Here is a 17,207-nt window from a genome sequence, read left to right as displayed (position 1 = left end):
GGCCCGATGTCGCCCGCCTCTGCGAAAACCCTCCGTTCCAGAAAAGCCCGCAGCGCGGTTGGTTAAAAACTGTTCGCGCTTCCCACGGCGCGTCAATACGCTATTGCAAATGCAAATAGTTATCAATAATATTATCAATATATTTCATAAAACAATGAAAAAAATCACAATAAACATGAGGTTATGACGGTGACGGCGTTAACGGTAGGCAGCGAGGCCTGGTGGCAGTCAAAAAACGGTCCGCAATGGACGCGTGAAGCAGACGGAAATTACCGGGTGACCTTCTGGTGGCGCGATCCGCAGGGGAGTGAATTTCACTCAGCCATTCAGCGAGTCTGGGTATACATCACGGGCGTTACCGATCATCACCAGAATGTCTTTCCTCAGACGATGCAACGTATTGCCGGAACGGATGTCTGGCAGTGGCAGACCGTGTTAAGCGCTAACTGGCGCGGCAGCTACTGCTTTATTCCCTCAACGCAGGAGGAGTCATTTGCCTCGTTGAAGACTGATGGCGTGTTGGATCGCGCGGCGTTGCGCGAAGGCTGGCGGCAGCTGCTGCCACAGGCGATTGCCGATCCACTTAATCCGTTGAGCTGGAAAGGGGGACGAGGGCACGCAGTATCTGCGCTTGAGATGCCGCACGCCCCTGCGCAACCGGGCTGGGACTCCCCACAAACGCCAGTGTCGTCGCCGGTGGTTCTGCAATGGAATAGCGCGCGTCTGGGTAATACGCGTCGGGTATGGGTCTTTACGACCGGTGATGCGCAGCCGGATGAACGCCCCCTGGCGGTTCTCCTCGACGGGCAATTCTGGGCGCAGAGCATGCCCGTCTGGCCTGCGCTCACTTCACTCACTCAGCGGGGGCAACTTCCACCGGCGGTGTATCTGCTTATTGATGCCATCGATACCACACATCGCAGCCGTGAACTTCCCTGCAACGCGGATTTCTGGCTGGCGGTTCAACACGAGTTATTACCGCAGGTCCGGCGCGCCGCACCCTTCAGCGATCGTCCTGAGCGCACGATCGTTGCAGGGCAAAGTTTTGGCGGGTTGTCATCGCTGTTTGCCGGGTTGCACTGGCCGGAACGCTTTGGCTGCGTACTCAGCCAGTCCGGTTCTTACTGGTGGCCCCATCGTGGCGGTCAACAGAACGGGCTGATTATTGAGCAACTCCGCGCCGGCACGCTGTCCGCGAAGGGACTACGGATTGTTCTCGAGGCGGGAGTCCGCGAGCCGGTTATCTTGCGCGCGAATCAGGCGCTCTACACACAACTACAGACGACACAGCAGTCGGTTTTCTGGCGTCAGGTTGACGGCGGACATGATGCGCTTTGCTGGCGTGGCGGACTGACGCAGGGGTTGATCGACCTCTGGACGCTGCTGCTCTGAGCGAGCGATTTTCCACGACAGGAGTTGAGTATGGAATTCAGTAATCCCTTCGATAATCCGCAGGGACAGTTCTACATTCTGCAAAATTCGCAGCAGCAGTTTAGCCTCTGGCCGCAGCATTGCGCATTACCTGCTGGCTGGCAGGTGGTATGCGAACCGCAGTCTCAGGAAGCCTGCCAGCAGTGGCTGGCGCGTCACTGGACCACGTTAATTCCCGGTTATTATGCCGTTTCGCAGGAGGCGCAATGAGCCGTCGTTTACCGCTTGTCGCCGCACAGCCCGGCATCTGGATGGCCGAAAAACTCTCCACATTACCTTCCGCCTGGAGCGTCGCACATTATGTGGCGTTAACCGGTGAACTGGATGCGCAACGACTGGCGCGTGCAGTCGTCACCGGTCTACAGCAGGCCGATACCTTACGGATGCGTTTTACTGAGGATAACGGCGACGTCTGGCAATGGGTTGATGACGCCTTTACGTTTGCTGAACCGCAGATTTGCGATCTCCGCACCGCGGCGAACCCGCATGACGCCGCGCTGGCGCTGATGCAGGCCGATCTGCAGCAAAATCTGCGCGTCGATGGCGGCAAGCCGCTGGTGCATCATCAGTTGATCCAGGTTGGTGACGACCAGTGGTACTGGTATCAGCGCTATCATCATTTACTGGTCGATGGTTTCAGTTTCCCGGCAATTACCCGCCAGATAGCTGCGATTTACAGCGCATGGCTTCGGGGTGACGCGACACCTGACTCACCCTTCACGCCGTTTGCCGGGGTGGTGGAAGAGTATCAGCAGTATCGTCAGAGTGAGGCCTGGCAACGGGACGGTGCGTTCTGGGCCGAGCAACGTAAACAGCTTCCGCCGCCAGCGTCGCTTTCACCCGCACCGTTGCCGGGACGGGCGGCGACGTCTGACATTTACCGCATGAAGTTTAACGCTCCGGAAGGCGCGTTTCGCCACCTGGCGGCGCAACTGCCAGACGTGCAGCGAACCGATCTGGCGCTGGCGCTGGTGGCCCTCTGGCTGGGACGGCTGTGCAGCCGGATGGAATACGCGGCAGGCTTTATCTTTATGCGTCGCATGGGATCGGCGGCGCTGACCGCCACCGGCCCCGTGCTCAACGTGTTACCGCTGGGCGTGCGTATTGATGCCGCAGAAAAACTGCCAGAACTGGCAAAACGACTGTCCGCTCAGCTTAAGAAAATGCGCCGTCATCAGCGCTATGATGCGGAGCAAATCGTCCGTGACAGCGGCCGGGCGGCCGGAGAAGAGCCGCTGTTTGCCCCGGTGCTTAACGTCAAAGTCTTCGATTATCAACTGGAGATCCCGGGCGTCACGGCGCAAACTCATACGCTGGCGACGGGACCGGTTAACGATCTTGAACTGGCACTGTTCCCGGATGAAGGCGGCGGGCTGAGCATTGAGCTTCTCGCCAACCAACAACGTTATGATGAAGCAACGCTCAAACAGCATGCACTGCGTCTGATGGCGCTGATCGAACAATTTGCCGCTAACCCAGCCCTGTGCTGTGGTGATGCCGATCTGCTGCTTCCAGCTGAATATCAGCAGATGGCGCAGATCAACGCCACGGCGGTTGAGGTCCCGTCCACGACGCTCAGTGCGCTGGTGGCGGAACAGGCGAGCAGAACGCCGGACGCGCCCGCGCTGGCGGATGCCCGCTATGATTTCAGCTACCGGGAAATGCGCGAGCAGGTGGTGGCGCTCGCCGGTGTGCTGCGTGAACACGGCGTGCAGCCGGGCGACAGCGTCGCGGTGGCCTTACCGCGCTCTGTATTTCTGACGCTGGCGCTGCACGGAATTGTTGAAGCTGGTGCGGCATGGCTGCCATTAGACACCGGTTATCCGGACGATCGTCTGCGAATGATGCTGGAAGACGCGCAGCCGAAACTGCTGATCACCACAGTGGAACAGTTACCACGCTTTAGCGATATTCCGGGGCTGGAAAGCCTCTGCTATAGCGAACCGCTGTCGGCAGGCGATAGCGCGCCGCTGGGGTTATCGCAACCGCAGCATACGGCGTACATCATTTTTACTTCTGGTTCAACGGGCAGACCGAAAGGGGTGATGGTCGGGCAAACCGCCATTGTTAACCGTCTGCTGTGGATGCAAAACCAGTATGGGCTGACGGCGAAGGATGTGGTGGCGCAAAAAACGCCGTGCAGCTTTGACGTCTCGGTGTGGGAATTCTTCTGGCCGTTTATCGCCGGGGCGAAGCTGGTGATGGCGGAACCGGAAGCGCATCGCGATCCGCTGGCCATGCAGCGTTTCTTTGCCCATTACGGGGTGACGACGACCCATTTTGTGCCGTCGATGCTGGCGGCATTCGTCGCGTCGCTGACGCCTGAGAGCGCCGGTGAAAGTTGCGCAACGTTACAGCATGTCTTTTGCAGCGGAGAAGCCTTACCTGCTGATTTATGCCGCGAATGGGCACGGCTGACGCATGCGCCGTTACATAATTTGTATGGTCCAACGGAGGCAGCAGTTGATGTCAGCTGGTATCCGGCCTGGGGGGATGAACTGGCAAATGTTACTGGTAGCAGCGTACCGATTGGTTTCCCGGTATGGAATACCGGGTTGCGTATCCTCGACGCGATGATGCATCCGGTTCCTGTTGGCGTGGCGGGCGATCTCTATCTGACCGGCATCCAGCTCGCGCAGGGCTATCTTGGCCGACCGGACCTCACGGCAAGTCGCTTTATCGCCGATCCATTTGCGCCGGGAGAGCGGATGTACCGTACCGGAGACGTTGCGCGCTGGCTGGATAATGGTGCTGTTGAGTATCTGGGACGCAGTGACGATCAGCTCAAGATCCGCGGTCAGCGTATCGAACTGGGCGAGATCGATCGTGTGATGCAGGCATTGCCTGATGTTGAACAGGCGGTGGTTCACGCCTGCGTCTTTAATCAGGCGGCGGCAACAGGGGGCGATGCCCGCCAGTTGGTGGGGTATCTGGTCTCGCAGTCAGGGCTTCCGCTTGATATCCCCTCGCTCCAGGCACAGCTGCGGGAAAAACTCCCGCCGCATATGGTGCCAGTGGTGCTGTTGCAGCTGGCGCAACTGCCGCTCAGCGCCAACGGTAAGCTGGATCGTAAAGCGCTACCGATGCCGGAATTAACGTCACGAACCAAAGGAAGAGCCCCGCAGCCAGGCAGTGAAACAACGGTGGCGAAGGCATTCAGTGAGCTGCTGGACTGTGACGTCAATGACGTTGAGGCCGATTTCTTTGCGCTGGGCGGCCATTCGCTACTGGCCATGAAGCTGGCGGCGCAATTGAGTCGGACTTTCTCCCGTCAGGTGACGCCGGGGCAGGTCATGGTGGCCTCGACGGTCGCGCAACTGGCGGCGCTGCTGGATACAGACGATGACGCAGAGGCACAGCGTCTGGGGTTTGAAACGCTGCTACCGTTACGCAAAAGCGACGGCCCAACGCTATTTTGTTTCCATCCGGCATCAGGGTTTGCCTGGCAGTTTAGCGTACTGTCGCGCTATCTCAGTCCGCAATGGGCCATTACCGGTATTCAGTCGCCGCGTCCGCAAGGGCCGATGCAGACGGCAGCCGATCTGGACGCGGTCTGCGAACACCATCTGGCGACGCTCCTTGAACAACAACCGCATGGCCCGTATTACCTGTTGGGCTATTCTCTCGGTGGCACGCTGGCACACGGCATTGCCGCACGTCTGCGGATGCGGGGGGAAACCGTCGCCTTCCTCGGCCTGCTGGATACCTGGCCGCCGGAAACGCAAAACTGGTCAGAGAAAGAGGCCAATGGACTCGATCCAGAAGTGCTGGCGGAGATTGATCGCGAGCGAGAAGCCTTTCTGGCCGCGCAGCAGGGGAACGCCTCTGGCGAATTGTTTAGCACTATTGAAGGGAACTACGCTGATGCGGTTCGCTTACTGACCAGCGCGCACAGCGTTCCCTTTGATGGGCGCGCGACGCTGTTTGTTGCTGAGCGCACCCTGCCGGAAGGCGTAAGTCCGGAGCGTAGTTGGGCGCCGTGGATCGCGGAACTGGATGTGTATCGCCAGGACTGCGCGCATGTGGAGATTATCTCTCCGTCAGCCTTTGAAAATATTGGTCCGATCATTGCCGGGTGTTGTAATAAATATAACCGTGATTGATTAATACTGAGCCAGTTATTTGTCCCCCGTAACAACGCGTCATTGTTACGGGGGATTTTTTATTGTGATAATTCTGTTATTAGGAATATTACCGCCAGGGGTCAAATTCTGAATTTGGCTTTATCCGTGCATTAGTATTTCGGAATGTTTTAGGGGTTTGCTACGCTATTGGCATAAATAACTTTCATGGAACAAGCATCAGGACGTACGGTATGCCGTCACTAAATGTGAAGCAGGATAAAAATACGGAATTTACGAGTTTTCCGTTGCCGCAGACCCAGAGTAATGAAATCGATTTATTAAACCTGATTGATATTTTATGGCAGGCGAAAAAACGCATTATTGCGTGCACGTTTGCGTTTGCGTGTGTGGGGCTATTCATCACCTTCTTTTTGCCACAGCGCTGGACCAGTGAAGCAGTGGTGACGCCTGCTGAGCCAATTCAGTGGCAGGATCTGCAAAGAACGCTGACGGGATTGCGTGTTCTGGACCTGGATGTCAGTGTGGATCGTAACAATACCTTCAATCTCTTCATCAAGAAATTTCAGTCGTCTTCCCTGCTGGAGCAATATTTACGCGCATCACCGTATGTGATGGAGCAGTTAAAAGGGGCGAAAATCGATGAACTGGATCTGCATCGGGCCATTGTCGCGCTGAGCGAAAAGATGAGCGCGGTAGACAGCAATGTCGGAAAGAAAAATGAAACAGCACTGTACACGTCATGGGTGCTGAGTTTTACGGCTCCAGCCAAAGAAGAGGCGCAACAGGTACTGGCGGGCTATATCCAGTTTATTTCTGAGATAGTCGTGCAGGACTCGCTGGAAAATATTCGCAATCAGCTGGAGGTTAAAACCCGCTTTGAGAAAGAGCGTCTGGCTCTGGAGCGCGTCAAACTTAAAAATCAGCTGGATACCAATATTCAACGACTCAATTATTCTCTGGAGATTGCAAATGCCGCCGGAATTAAAAAGCCGGTTTACAGTAATGGCCAGGCGGTGAAAGACGATCCTGATTTTTCTATTTCTCTGGGCGCTGATGGGATCCAGCGAAAGCTGGAGATTGAAAAATCAGTCACGGATGTGGCTGAACTGAATGCGGAGCTAAAAAACCGGCAGTATTATGTTGAACAACTGGAGTCCGTCAATGTTCAGGACGTGAAATTTTCGCCGTTCAAATATCAGCTTAAGCCTTCATTACCGGTGAAAAAACAGGGGCCGGGTAGAATGATCGTGGTCGTGCTGGCGGCACTGTTGGGAGGGATTGTGGCCTGCGGTGGCGTACTTCTCCAGCATGCAATGGTATCGCGTAAACGGGATGACGCCACGATCAACGAACGTCTGGTCTGATTGCCGACCGGAAGGTTCTGCGCCTTCCGGCCAGCGGTTAACGGCGGCCCAGTGGCACCACCAACGGTGTGCCCGCAACCGGGTCGTCGATAATCATGCAACGCAGCCCATAGATTTTCTCAATTAATTCTGCGGTGACAATTTCCTTCGGCGCGCCCTCTGCGACAATTTTTCCTTCACGCAGCGCGATCAAATGAGTGGCATAGCGACAGGCCTGGTTGAGGTCATGCAGCACGGCGGCGAGGGTGTAGCCTTTCTCGCGATTCAGTTCGCTCAGTAATTCCAGCAAATCAATCTGATGACTGATATCCAGCCAGGTAGTCGGTTCATCGAGCAGCATGATTGACGTTTCCTGCGCCAGAACCATCGCTATCCACGCGCGCTGACGCTGACCACCGGATAGCGTATCCACACTTTGCCCGGCCAGATGCGTAATACCAGTGGCGCGCATGGCCTGCGTCACGGCATCTTCATCTTCTTTGCGCCAACGGGTAAACAGCGGCTGATGCGGATAGCGCCCACGCGCCACCAGTTCCTGCACGGTGATATCGCCCGGCGTCGTGGCATTTTGCGCCAGCAATCCGATGCGGCGAGCGACCTCTTTGCTGGGATAGCGCTGAATCGGCTCGCCGTCCAGCCAGACGTGACCGTTTGCCGGGGTCATCAGCCGACTGAGAGTCCGCAACAGCGTCGATTTCCCGCAGCCATTGGGTCCGATTATGGCCGTGAAATGACCATCGGGAATAGTGACGTTGAGGTCTTCGGCAACGGTGAACTTTCCATAACCCAGCGTTAACTGGTCGCCACGCAAACGGGCTACTGATTCGGTCATTTTTTGCGGGACTCCTGAATTAACAAGGCGATAAGGTAAATACCGCCGATACTCACGGTGACGACACCCACCGGAAGCTGATAAGGCATAAACAGTTGCTGTGCGCACAAATCGGCTGCCAGCAGTAACAGTGCGCCGCAGAGCGCGGCCTGGGTTAATCCCCAACGTGCGGTGCCGCTCAGGCGACGGGCAATATGTGGGGCAACCAGCGCAATAAAGGAAATCGGTCCGGCCAGCGCAGTGGCGGCTGCGGTTAACACCACGGCGACCAGCATCATGGCGAGCCGCGAGCGCTCTACGCTGACTCCCAACGCGCATGCGCTGTCATCCCCCATTTCCAGCAGACGCATGCGCCGTACCAGCAGTGCAGCGCCTGCCAGCATGAGAATAATGATCGGCGCGGAGGGCCAGGTTTTCGCCCAGGTCAAACCGTTAAGCGATCCGGCATTCCACAATCCGGCAGCCAGTGCCGTGTCCAGCGAAGCCTTCAACAACAGCCAGGTGTTAAACGCAAACAGCATGGCACGAATGCCGATGCCGATAATGATCAGGCGGAAGGTTTCAATACCGTTGCGCCAGGCCAGCAGCCAGACCACCAGTGACGTCAGAATCCCGCCAGCCATTGCCGCCAGTGCGATAGCCGTCAGATGCTGGCCAAACAGCACCATCGCGATCAGTACGCCGCTCCAGGCGCCGGTGTTAAAGCCCATCACGTCAGGGCTGCCGAGCGGGTTACGCATCAGGGACTGAAAAATTGCTCCACTGACGCCGAGTGCCGCGCCAATCAACAGTGCCATCAACACGCGTGGCAAGCGCCACTCGGTCACTATCATCTTCAGGCTGCGCGGCGCATCGCCGGTAAAAGCAGCAATAATTTGCGAGGTTTCCAGTGTCACTGCGCCACTGCGCAGACCCCAGAGTGCGAAGCTCAGGCAGCCAACCGTCAGCAGCAGGCACGCGATCAGCAGACGACGCGATACGTACATCATGCGGCACCTCGCGGACGACGACGAACCAGAAAGATCAGCACCGGAGCGCCAATAAAGGCGCTCACGACTGACACGCGCAGCTCGCCAGGAACAATCAGGCGGCCAATGATATCGGCAAAAAGCAACAGAACAGGCGTGGCGATAAGCGTCACCGGGAGCGACCAACGGTGGTCGGCACCAACCAGCCAGCGCGACATATGCGGCATCATCAGGCCGATAAATGCAATCGGCCCAACAATCGCCGTGGCACTCCCGCACAGGACGGTGATGGCTAACAGACCAATCAGTTGCGTACGCGCGACTTTGCTACCAAGCGCGGTGGCGGTATCACTTCCCAGACTCAGGCTGTTCAATGCCCGACTGAGCATCAGCGCAGTGGTACCGGCTATCAGCACCGGCAGAATAACCACCTTGAGGGTTTGCAGATTGCGGATATCCAGTGAACCGGCCTGCCAGTAACGAAGCTGATCGTAGACGTCAGGATTCAGCAGGGAAATACCGCTGGTGAGACCTTCCAGAACCGCGGCGAGCGCGACGCCCGCCAGCGTCAGACGTACCGGGCTCAACTGACCGCCACCCTGACTGCCCGTAAACGCCACAATCAGTGACGCCACCAGCGCGCCGATAAAGGCCATCACCAGTTGTTCCTGCGGTGTGGAAAAGCCGAACAGCGCTGCCCCCAGCACGATGGCAAAACTGGCTCCGGCATTGACGCCAAGCAGCCCAGGATCGGCCAGCGGATTGCGGGTGAGCGTTTGCATTAACGCCCCGGCGAGTCCCAGCGCGCCTCCGGCCAGCAATCCTGCGAGCGTTCGCGGCAGGCGGGCGTCCAGCACGATAGTGCAATCGGCACTTTGACAGGTGCCGGTGAGCGCTTCCATCACCACGGAGACGGGTAAGGATTTTGCACCGATGGTCAGACTTAATGCCGTGGCAATAACCAGTAATAACAACAATCCGGGCACGGCAAGGGCACGCGTCACGGAAACAGAACATGACATATCAACTTCCCTGATAATGATAGTAATTATCGTTATCGATCTTATTTGATTATGTTAGCATGTGCAGCCATTGAATGGATAATGAAAAAAAGATCGCATTAAGGCGTTGTAATGAATCGACAATCCTGGCTGCTGAACCTCAGTTTGCTGAAGACACACCCGGCATTTCGCGCGGTCTTCCTGGCCCGTTTTATCTCTATTGTTTCGCTCGGACTGCTCGGCGTCGCGGTACCCGTACAGATCCAGATGATGACGCATTCCACCTGGCAGGTGGGGCTTTCGGTAACGCTGACCGGCAGTGCGATGTTTGTCGGGCTGATGGTCGGTGGCGTCCTCGCCGATCGCTATGAACGTAAAAAAGTGATCCTGCTTGCGCGCGGTACCTGCGGTATTGGCTTCATCGGTTTATGCCTGAACGCCATGCTGCCGGAGCCTTCGTTGATTGCCATTTATCTGCTGGGTCTGTGGGACGGCTTTTTTGCCTCGCTGGGCGTGACGGCATTGCTGGCGGCGACGCCTGCGCTGGTGGGGCGTGAAAACCTGATGCAGGCAGGGGCGATTACCATGCTGACCGTGCGTCTGGGCTCGGTGATTTCGCCCATGCTGGGTGGGCTGTTGCTCGCCACCGGCGGTGTGGCCTGGAACTTCGGTCTGGCGGCGGCAGGTACCTTTATCACCTTACTGCCGCTATTGAGTCTTCCGGCACTGCCGCCACCGCCACAACCGCGTGAACATCCGCTGAAATCGCTACTCGCGGCGTTTCGCTTCCTGCTTGCCAGTCCGCTTGTCGGCGGTATTGCGCTGCTCGGCGGCTTGATGACGATGGCAAGCGCTGTGCGCGTGCTCTATCCGGCACTGGCGATTAGCTGGCAGATGTCAGCGGCGCAGATTGGCATGTTGTACGCCGCCATCCCACTTGGGGCGGCGGTTGGTGCGCTCACCAGCGGGAAACTGGCGCACAGCCTGCGTCCGGGGTTAATTATGCTGGCCTCGACCATCGGGTCGTTTCTGGCCATTGGCCTGTTTGCCCTGATGCCTGTCTGGGCGTTAGGCGTGGTGTGTCTCGCACTGTTTGGTTGGCTGAGTGCCATCAGTTCGCTGTTACAGTACACGATGCTGCAAACGCAGACGCCGGAAAATATGTTAGGGCGCATCAACGGGTTGTGGACGGCGCAAAACGTCACCGGGGACGCCATTGGTGCGGCGTTATTAGGCGGTCTGGGAGCGATCATGACACCGGTGGCTTCGGCGAGCGTTAGCGGCTTTGGTCTGGTGATTGTGGGACTACTACTGCTGCTGTTACTCAATGAATTACGTCGATTCCGGCAGACGCCGCCGGAACCCGCTTAGTGTGAGACTGGCCGGATAACGCGTTATCGCCGCCATCCGGCAATGACAATTAAAACAGTGTGGCGAGACGGTTTAACACCTGCATCGCGCTGTAATAATCCAGACGGAAAGACTCGGTGCCCAGGGCGTAGACGCGCTTGTTCTGTACTGCAGGCAGGTGCGCCAGCAGTGGGTTGGCGTAGATCGCCTGCTCATCTTTCTCGTCACCGGCAAACAGGAACAGCGCCTCGCCGTTCAGTCCGGCCGCCAGATTTTCACCGCCAAGCTGAATGATATCGTGACGTTTCCCCTGGCTTTGGCTGGGCTGCAGTCCGCCAGGCAACGTTGCCAGCGTAAAGCCGAGTTGCTCCAGCATTTTTCCCTGCGCAGACTCTGGCGTCCACAGATTGGCTCTGTGGGCGGCGGCGGTGTAGACCAGCGCGCTCACCGGTTGTGGCGGCAACGTCAACTGCTGCTTAACGATGGTTAGCTGCTTATCAAATTCGGCAATACGTGCGGAGGCCTGTTTCTCCTGGCCGGTAATCTCGCCCAACTGCGTCAGCAGCGACTGCCAGCTTTTATCGTCGTAATTGATGATAAGCGTCGGGGCAATAGGCGAGAGCTGATCGTACAGCGCCAGGGCGGAGTCGCCGCCGGTCGCGCTAATCAGAATGAGATCGGGCATTTGTGCTGCCACCGCTTCGGCGTTCGGTTCACCAATATACAGACGCGTCAGCTTGCGTGCTTTTGCCACGTCACCCCACTGACGTAAGAATCCCTGATCGTCAGCCACGCGGTTATTGGGGGTTGTCGCCCCGCTGGCGACCACCGGCGCATCAATCGCCAGTAATGAACCGGTCAGCGTGACGCTGGTAGAGACGATGCGTTCAGGTTTGTGTTCCAGCGTATGGTTGCCGCGAATGTCGGTCACCTGACGCGGCCAGTCCGCCGCATGAGCTGAGGAGAATCCGAAAACGAAGAGCGTAACGAGCAGGGAAGGCAGTCTCACAAATCAGTTCCTGTGCTGAGTTATTAATGCTTCTCATTTTTATTATTAAGCGTAAGGGATGCAAGCATTAGTCGCACTTTGTGCTACCTCAAGAGTTGACATGTCGCCTGTTTGCTTTTAGGTTAGCGCCCGAAAATATAAATGATAATCATTATTAAAACCTTTATCATTTTTGGAGGATGATATGGATACGTCTTTGGCCGAGGAAGTTCAGCAGACCATGGCAACACTTGCACCCCAGCGTTTTTTCTTTATGTCGCCGTATCGGAGTTTCACGACGTCAGGATGCTTCGCCCGCTTCGATGAACCCGCCATTAACGGTGATTCGCCAGACAGCCCCTTCCAACAAAAATTACACGCACTGTTCACCGATGCCAAAGCGCAGGGTATCGCAAACCCGGTTATGGTGGGGGCGATTCCGTTCGATACTCGCCAGCCATCGTCGCTGTTTATTCCTCAGCGCTGGCAGACCTTTTCTCGTCAGGAAAAGCAGCGATCATCACGTTACTTTACCGATCATCAAACACTCAACGTCACGGCGCGTAACGCGATTCCCGAGCAGGAGACGTTCGAAGCGATGGTCGCGCGCGCCGCTGCGCTGACAGCGACGCCTGAAGTCGACAAAGTGGTGCTGTCACGACTGATTGACATCACCACCGACGCTGAGATCAACAGCGGTGCGCTGCTGGAACGTCTGGTGGCGCAAAACCCGGTTAGTTACAACTTCCATGTCCCACTGCGCGATGGCGGCATTTTGCTCGGCGCGAGCCCAGAATTGTTGCTGCGCAAAGAAGGCGATCGCTTCAGCTCGCTGCCGCTGGCGGGCTCCGCGCGCCGTCAGCCTGATGACGTACTGGATCGGGAAGCCGGAAACCGCCTGCTGGCCTCTGAAAAAGATCGCCATGAACATGAGCTGGTTACGCAGGCGATGAAAACCGTACTGCGCGATCGCTGTCAGGATCTACAACTACCGTCTTCACCGCAGCTCATCACCACGCCCACGCTCTGGCACCTCGGCACGCCGTTTGAAGGCACAGCCAATGCCGGAGAAAACGCCCTGACGCTGGCTTGTCTGCTGCACCCGACGCCTGCGTTGAGCGGTTTCCCGCATCAGGTGGCAAAACAACTGATTGCCGAACTGGAGCCGTTTGATCGCGAACTGTTTGGTGGCATCGTCGGCTGGTGTGACGCCGAAGGCAACGGAGAGTGGGTAGTGACCATCCGCTGCGCGACATTACGGAAAAACCAGGTGCGTCTGTTTGCAGGCGCAGGGATCGTCCCGGCCTCTTCACCGGTGGGGGAATGGCGTGAAACCGGCGTCAAACTTTCCACAATGTTGAACGTTTTTGGATTGCATTAAGGAGCGATGATGAGCATTCCTTTCACCCGGTGGCCTGACGAATTTGCCCGTCGGTACCGCGAAAAAGGCTACTGGCAGGATCTGCCGCTGACGGATATTTTGACCCGCCATGCAGAAAGCGACCATACGGCGGTCATCGAGGGTGAGCGCCAGTTGAGCTATCGTGAACTGAACCAGGCGGTGGATAACCTCGCCTGTACGCTGCGCCGTCAGGGGATCAAATCCGGCGAAACCGCGCTGGTACAACTGGGCAACGTGGCGGAGTTGTATATCACGTTCTTTGCGCTGCTGAAGCTTGGCGTCGCGCCCGTGCTTGCGCTGTTCAGTCATCAACGCACCGAACTTACCGCGTATACGACGCAGATCGAGCCCGCGCTGCTGATTGCCGATCGTCAGCACGCGCTGTTTGCCGACAATGATTTTCTGAATACGTTTATTGCTCAGCATAATTCTATTCGCGTGGTGCATCTGCTCAATGACAGTGGCGAGCACTGCCTGCAAGCGGCGATAAACCAGCCGGCAGACGCGTTTACTGCTACGCCATCGCCTGCGGATGAGGTGGCGTACTTCCAGCTCTCTGGCGGCACGACCGGGACGCCGAAGCTGATCCCGCGAACCCACAACGACTATTACTACAGCGTGCGTCGTAGTAATGAAATCTGTCACTTCACCGCCGATACGCGTTTTTTATGCGCCATCCCTGCTGCGCATAACTACGCCATGAGTTCACCCGGATCGCTGGGCGTATTTCTGGCGGGGGGAACGGTCGTACTGGCCGCGGACCCGAGCGCCACGCTGTGCTTCCCGCTGATTGAAAAACATCAGATCAACGCGACGGCGCTGGTGCCGCCAGCGGTCAGCCTGTGGTTACAGGCGATTAATGAATGGGGCAGCAATGCGCAGCTGGCTTCGCTGAAGCTGTTGCAGGTTGGTGGTGCGCGCCTCTCTGCATCCCTGGCGGCGCGGATCCCAGCCGAAATCGGCTGCCAGTTGCAGCAGGTTTTCGGCATGGCGGAAGGTTTAGTGAACTATACCCGTCTCGACGACAGCCCGGAGCGGGTAATCAATACCCAGGGGCGTCCGATGTGTCCGGATGATGAAGTGTGGGTGGCAGATGCCGACGGCAACCCGCTGCCACAAGGGGAAACGGGACGGCTAATGACACGTGGTCCCTATACCTTCCGCGGTTATTACAAAAGCCCGCAGCATAACGCCAGCGCATTTGACGCCAACGGTTTTTACTGCTCAGGCGATCTGATCGCCATTGACGAGGATGGCTACATCACCGTTCAGGGACGAGAGAAAGATCAGATCAACCGTGGCGGCGAGAAGATCGCCGCGGAAGAGATCGAAAACCTGTTACTGCGTCATCAGGCGGTGATTCATGCGGCGCTGGTCAGTATGGAAGACGAGCTGCTGGGGGAGAAAAGCTGCGCGTATCTGGTGGTGAAAGAACCGCTGCGCGCGGTACAGGTGCGCCGCTTTCTGCGTGAGCAGGGCGTCGCTGAATTCAAGTTACCGGACCGGGTGGAAACCGTTGAGGCGCTGCCTTTGACCCCGGTGGGTAAAGTCGATAAAAAACAATTACGTCAGTGGCTGGCAACACGTTCGGCCTGAAGGAGAACACGCAATGGCAATTCCTAAACTGCAGGCTTACGCGCTGCCAACCGCGCTCGATATTCCGGTCAATAAGGTCAACTGGACGTTCGAGCCGGACCGTGCAGCGCTGCTGATCCACGATATGCAGGACTACTTCGTCAGCTTCTGGGGTGAAAACTGTCCGATGATGGAACAGGTGATCGCCAATATCGCCGCGCTGCGCAATTACTGTAAAGCCCATAATATTCCGGTTTATTACACCGCACAGCCGAAAGATCAGAGCGATGAAGATCGTGCCCTGCTTAACGACATGTGGGGTCCCGGACTGACACGCTCACCAGAGCAGCAAAAAGTGGTTGCCGCGCTGGCACCGGATGAAGCCGATAATGTACTGGTGAAATGGCGTTACAGCGCGTTTCACCGTTCCCCGCTGGAACTGATGCTGAAAGAAACCGGTCGCGATCAGCTTATTATCACCGGGGTATATGCACACATTGGTTGCATGACCACCGCGACGGACGCTTTTATGCGCGATATCAAGCCGTTCATGGTAGCGGACGCGCTGGCCGACTTTAGCCGTGAAGAACACCTGATGTCGCTGAAGTATGTTGCGGGACGTTCAGGTCGGGTCGTAATGACTCAGGAGTTGTTGCCCGCGCCGGTACCAACCAGCAAAGAGGAACTGCGCGCGCTGATTTTACCGCTGCTCGATGAGTCCGATGAACCGATGGATGACGAGAACCTGATCGATTACGGTCTCGACTCGGTACGGATGATGGCGCTGGCAGCACGCTGGCGGAAAGTGCGTGGTGATATCGACTTCGTGATGCTGGCGAAAAACCCGACCATTGATGCCTGGTGGGCGCTACTCTCTCGCGAGGTGCGCTGATGGCTGGATTCGATTATTACGGCAAAACGGTGTGGGTCACCGGCGCAGGTAAAGGCATTGGTTATGCCACGGCGCTGGCGTTTGTTGAGGCCGGAGCACAGGTCACGGGCTTCGATCGTGAGTTCGCTTTGCAGGATTACCCGTTTGTTACCGAAGTGATGGATGTGGCGGATGCCGGACAGGTAGCTGAGGTTTGTCAGCGCCTGCTGGTGCAAACCGACCGGCTGGACGTGCTGGTGAATGCTGCCGGGATTTTACGCATGGGCGCGACCGACGCGCTGAGTCCGCACGACTGGCAGCAGACGTTTGCAGTTAACGTTGGTGGTGCTTTTAACCTGTTCCAGCAGACGATGGCGCAGTTTCGCCATCAGCGGGGTGGGGCGATAGTGACCGTGGCTTCAGACGCCGCGCATACGCCACGTATAGGCATGAGCGCCTATGGGGCGTCGAAGGCGGCGCTGAAAAGTCTGGCGCTGACCGTTGGGCTGGAACTGGCGGGCAGCGGAGTGCGCTGTAATCTGGTGTCGCCAGGATCAACGGATACTGACATGCAGCGCACGCTGTGGGTCAGTGATGATGCGGAACAGCAGCGCATTCGCGGCTTTGGTGAGCAGTTTAAGCTCGGTATTCCTTTAGGCAAAATTGCCCGACCGCAGGAGATCGCTAACACCATTCTGTTCCTTGCCTCCGATCTGGCCAGCCACATTACGCTGCAGGACATCGTGGTGGACGGCGGCTCCACGCTGGGAGCGTAACGATGATCTGGAAACGTCATTTCACGCTTGATGAACTGAACGCCACCAGTCAGAACACGATGGTGGCGCATCTGGGCATTATCTATACCCGACTTGGTGACGACGTGCTGGAAGCCGAAATGCCGGTGGATACCCGCACACACCAGCCCTTTGGTTTACTGCACGGCGGAGCCTCAGCGGCGCTGGCCGAAACGTTAGGTTCAATGGCGGGTTATCTGATGACCCGCGACGGGCAATGCGTGGTTGGGACAGAACTGAATGCCACTCATCACCGGGCGGTTTCGCAGGGTAAGGTGCGCGGTGTCTGCCAGCCGCTGCATCTGGGGCGTCAAAGCCAGAGCTGGGAAATCGTGGTGTTTGATGAGCAAGGGCGGCGTTGCTGTACTTGCCGACTGGGAACCGCAGTGTTGGGCTGAGCACGCTTAATGTTATGTGATTGCAGCGTTAACGGGTGAATGGAGTGATCCAGTTAACAATGCAATGTAAATAGTCGGTGATACTTCAGGTTTATTGGGTTGTCAGGTTGTTAAAACCAGAAAAGATGTTATAGAAACAAAATGTAAC

Annotated in this window: 13 protein-coding genes and 1 pseudogene; 10 read left to right on the top strand and 4 right to left on the bottom strand. The window is 57.0% G+C overall.

Annotation, left to right across the window (positions count from 1 at the left end; all coding sequences use genetic code 11):
- Positions 1-180: 180 nt before the first annotated feature.
- The 4 genes and pseudogenes from fes to wzz(fepE) form a co-directional block, all read left to right on the top strand.
- Positions 181-1,392: pseudogene (fes, locus tag OGW13_RS20510) on the top strand (enterochelin esterase); the annotation flags it as partial.
- Positions 1,393-1,422: 30 nt separating this feature from the next.
- On the top strand, positions 1,423-1,641 hold the full coding sequence (locus OGW13_RS20505) for an MbtH family protein (protein WP_043001467.1): 219 nt from the start codon (positions 1,423-1,425) through the stop codon (positions 1,639-1,641).
- Complete coding sequence (entF, locus tag OGW13_RS20500) at positions 1,638-5,534, top strand: enterobactin non-ribosomal peptide synthetase EntF (RefSeq protein ID WP_287116420.1); 3,897 nt, start codon at positions 1,638-1,640, stop codon at positions 5,532-5,534. Before OGW13_RS20505 ends, entF begins: the two co-directional genes overlap by 4 nt.
- 212 nt (positions 5,535-5,746) lie before the next feature.
- The gene (gene wzz(fepE), locus OGW13_RS20495; protein ID WP_043001465.1) at positions 5,747-6,880 is read left to right on the top strand and encodes an LPS O-antigen length regulator Wzz(fepE); all 1,134 of its coding nucleotides are present in this window, start codon (positions 5,747-5,749) and stop codon (positions 6,878-6,880) included.
- 37 nt (positions 6,881-6,917) lie between these two features.
- On the opposite strand, the gene fepC is transcribed toward wzz(fepE), so the two are convergent.
- From fepC to fepD, 3 genes are read right to left on the bottom strand one after another with little or no spacing between them, the layout of a single operon-like run.
- On the bottom strand, positions 6,918-7,712 hold the full coding sequence (gene fepC, locus OGW13_RS20490) for an iron-enterobactin ABC transporter ATP-binding protein (RefSeq protein WP_043001464.1): 795 nt from the start codon (positions 7,710-7,712) through the stop codon (positions 6,918-6,920).
- Positions 7,709-8,701: an iron-enterobactin ABC transporter permease gene (gene fepG / locus OGW13_RS20485; RefSeq protein ID WP_187250826.1), complete on the bottom strand. Its 993-nt coding sequence runs from the start codon at positions 8,699-8,701 to the stop codon at positions 7,709-7,711. The genes fepC and fepG overlap by 4 nt, the downstream gene beginning before the upstream one ends.
- Complete coding sequence (fepD, locus tag OGW13_RS20480; protein WP_044256630.1) at positions 8,698-9,702, bottom strand: Fe(3+)-siderophore ABC transporter permease; 1,005 nt, start codon at positions 9,700-9,702, stop codon at positions 8,698-8,700. Before fepD ends, fepG begins: the two co-directional genes overlap by 4 nt.
- Before the next feature lie 111 nt (positions 9,703-9,813).
- On the opposite strand from fepD, the gene entS reads away from it, so the two are divergent.
- The gene (entS, locus tag OGW13_RS20475; RefSeq protein WP_287116419.1) at positions 9,814-11,052 is read left to right on the top strand and encodes an enterobactin transporter EntS; all 1,239 of its coding nucleotides are present in this window, start codon (positions 9,814-9,816) and stop codon (positions 11,050-11,052) included.
- Between the two features lie 49 nt (positions 11,053-11,101).
- Here entS and fepB read toward each other — a convergent pair whose 3' ends face one another.
- On the bottom strand, positions 11,102-12,040 hold the full coding sequence (fepB, locus tag OGW13_RS20470) for a Fe2+-enterobactin ABC transporter substrate-binding protein (RefSeq protein ID WP_043001460.1): 939 nt from the start codon (positions 12,038-12,040) through the stop codon (positions 11,102-11,104).
- A gap of 184 nt (positions 12,041-12,224) precedes the next feature.
- Between fepB and entC the strand changes: the two genes are divergently transcribed.
- Genes entC through entH form a run of 5 tightly spaced genes read left to right on the top strand, consistent with a single transcriptional unit; the run spans position 12,225 to position 17,059 of the window.
- Positions 12,225-13,400, top strand: coding sequence for an isochorismate synthase EntC (gene entC, locus OGW13_RS20465; protein WP_130097965.1), 1,176 nt, complete (start codon positions 12,225-12,227; stop codon positions 13,398-13,400).
- Between the two features lie 9 nt (positions 13,401-13,409).
- Positions 13,410-15,017 carry a (2,3-dihydroxybenzoyl)adenylate synthase EntE gene (gene entE, locus OGW13_RS20460; protein ID WP_109739991.1) on the top strand — a complete coding sequence of 536 codons (1,608 nt, stop codon included), beginning with the start codon at positions 13,410-13,412 and terminating at the stop codon, positions 15,015-15,017.
- A gap of 13 nt (positions 15,018-15,030) precedes the next feature.
- Entirely contained in the window at positions 15,031-15,888 is an 858-nt protein-coding gene (locus OGW13_RS20455) for an isochorismatase (RefSeq protein ID WP_287116418.1), read from the top strand.
- Entirely contained in the window at positions 15,888-16,643 is a 756-nt protein-coding gene (entA, locus tag OGW13_RS20450) for a 2,3-dihydro-2,3-dihydroxybenzoate dehydrogenase EntA (RefSeq protein WP_287116417.1), read from the top strand. The genes OGW13_RS20455 and entA overlap by 1 nt, the downstream gene beginning before the upstream one ends.
- Positions 16,644-16,645: 2 nt before the next feature.
- Positions 16,646-17,059, top strand: coding sequence for a proofreading thioesterase EntH (gene entH / locus OGW13_RS20445; protein ID WP_043001455.1), 414 nt, complete (start codon positions 16,646-16,648; stop codon positions 17,057-17,059).
- Positions 17,060-17,207: the final 148 nt, after the last annotated feature.

Source organism: Citrobacter sp. Ca225 (assembly GCF_030337175.1).
GTDB classification, from domain to species: domain Bacteria; phylum Pseudomonadota; class Gammaproteobacteria; order Enterobacterales; family Enterobacteriaceae; genus Citrobacter_A; species Citrobacter_A amalonaticus.
This window is presented reverse-complemented; position numbering and strand designations above follow the sequence as displayed.

Excerpts from the sequence above, each read along its gene's own strand:
- entA (WP_287116417.1), top strand. The coding sequence starts at position 15,888 with ATGGCTGGATTCGATTATTACGGCAAAACGGTGTGGGTCACCGGCGCA.
- entE (WP_109739991.1), top strand. The coding sequence starts at position 13,410 with ATGAGCATTCCTTTCACCCGGTGGCCTGACGAATTTGCCCGTCGGTAC.
- fepC (WP_043001464.1), bottom strand. The coding sequence starts at position 7,712 with ATGACCGAATCAGTAGCCCGTTTGCGTGGCGACCAGTTAACGCTGGGT.
- entF (WP_287116420.1), top strand. The coding sequence starts at position 1,638 with ATGAGCCGTCGTTTACCGCTTGTCGCCGCACAGCCCGGCATCTGGATG.
- OGW13_RS20505 (WP_043001467.1), top strand. The coding sequence starts at position 1,423 with ATGGAATTCAGTAATCCCTTCGATAATCCGCAGGGACAGTTCTACATT.
- OGW13_RS20455 (WP_287116418.1), top strand. The coding sequence starts at position 15,031 with ATGGCAATTCCTAAACTGCAGGCTTACGCGCTGCCAACCGCGCTCGAT.
- fepG (WP_187250826.1), bottom strand. The coding sequence starts at position 8,701 with ATGATGTACGTATCGCGTCGTCTGCTGATCGCGTGCCTGCTGCTGACG.
- fepD (WP_044256630.1), bottom strand. The coding sequence starts at position 9,702 with ATGTCATGTTCTGTTTCCGTGACGCGTGCCCTTGCCGTGCCCGGATTG.
- entC (WP_130097965.1), top strand. The coding sequence starts at position 12,225 with ATGGATACGTCTTTGGCCGAGGAAGTTCAGCAGACCATGGCAACACTT.
- entH (WP_043001455.1), top strand. The coding sequence starts at position 16,646 with ATGATCTGGAAACGTCATTTCACGCTTGATGAACTGAACGCCACCAGT.
- entS (WP_287116419.1), top strand. The coding sequence starts at position 9,814 with ATGAATCGACAATCCTGGCTGCTGAACCTCAGTTTGCTGAAGACACAC.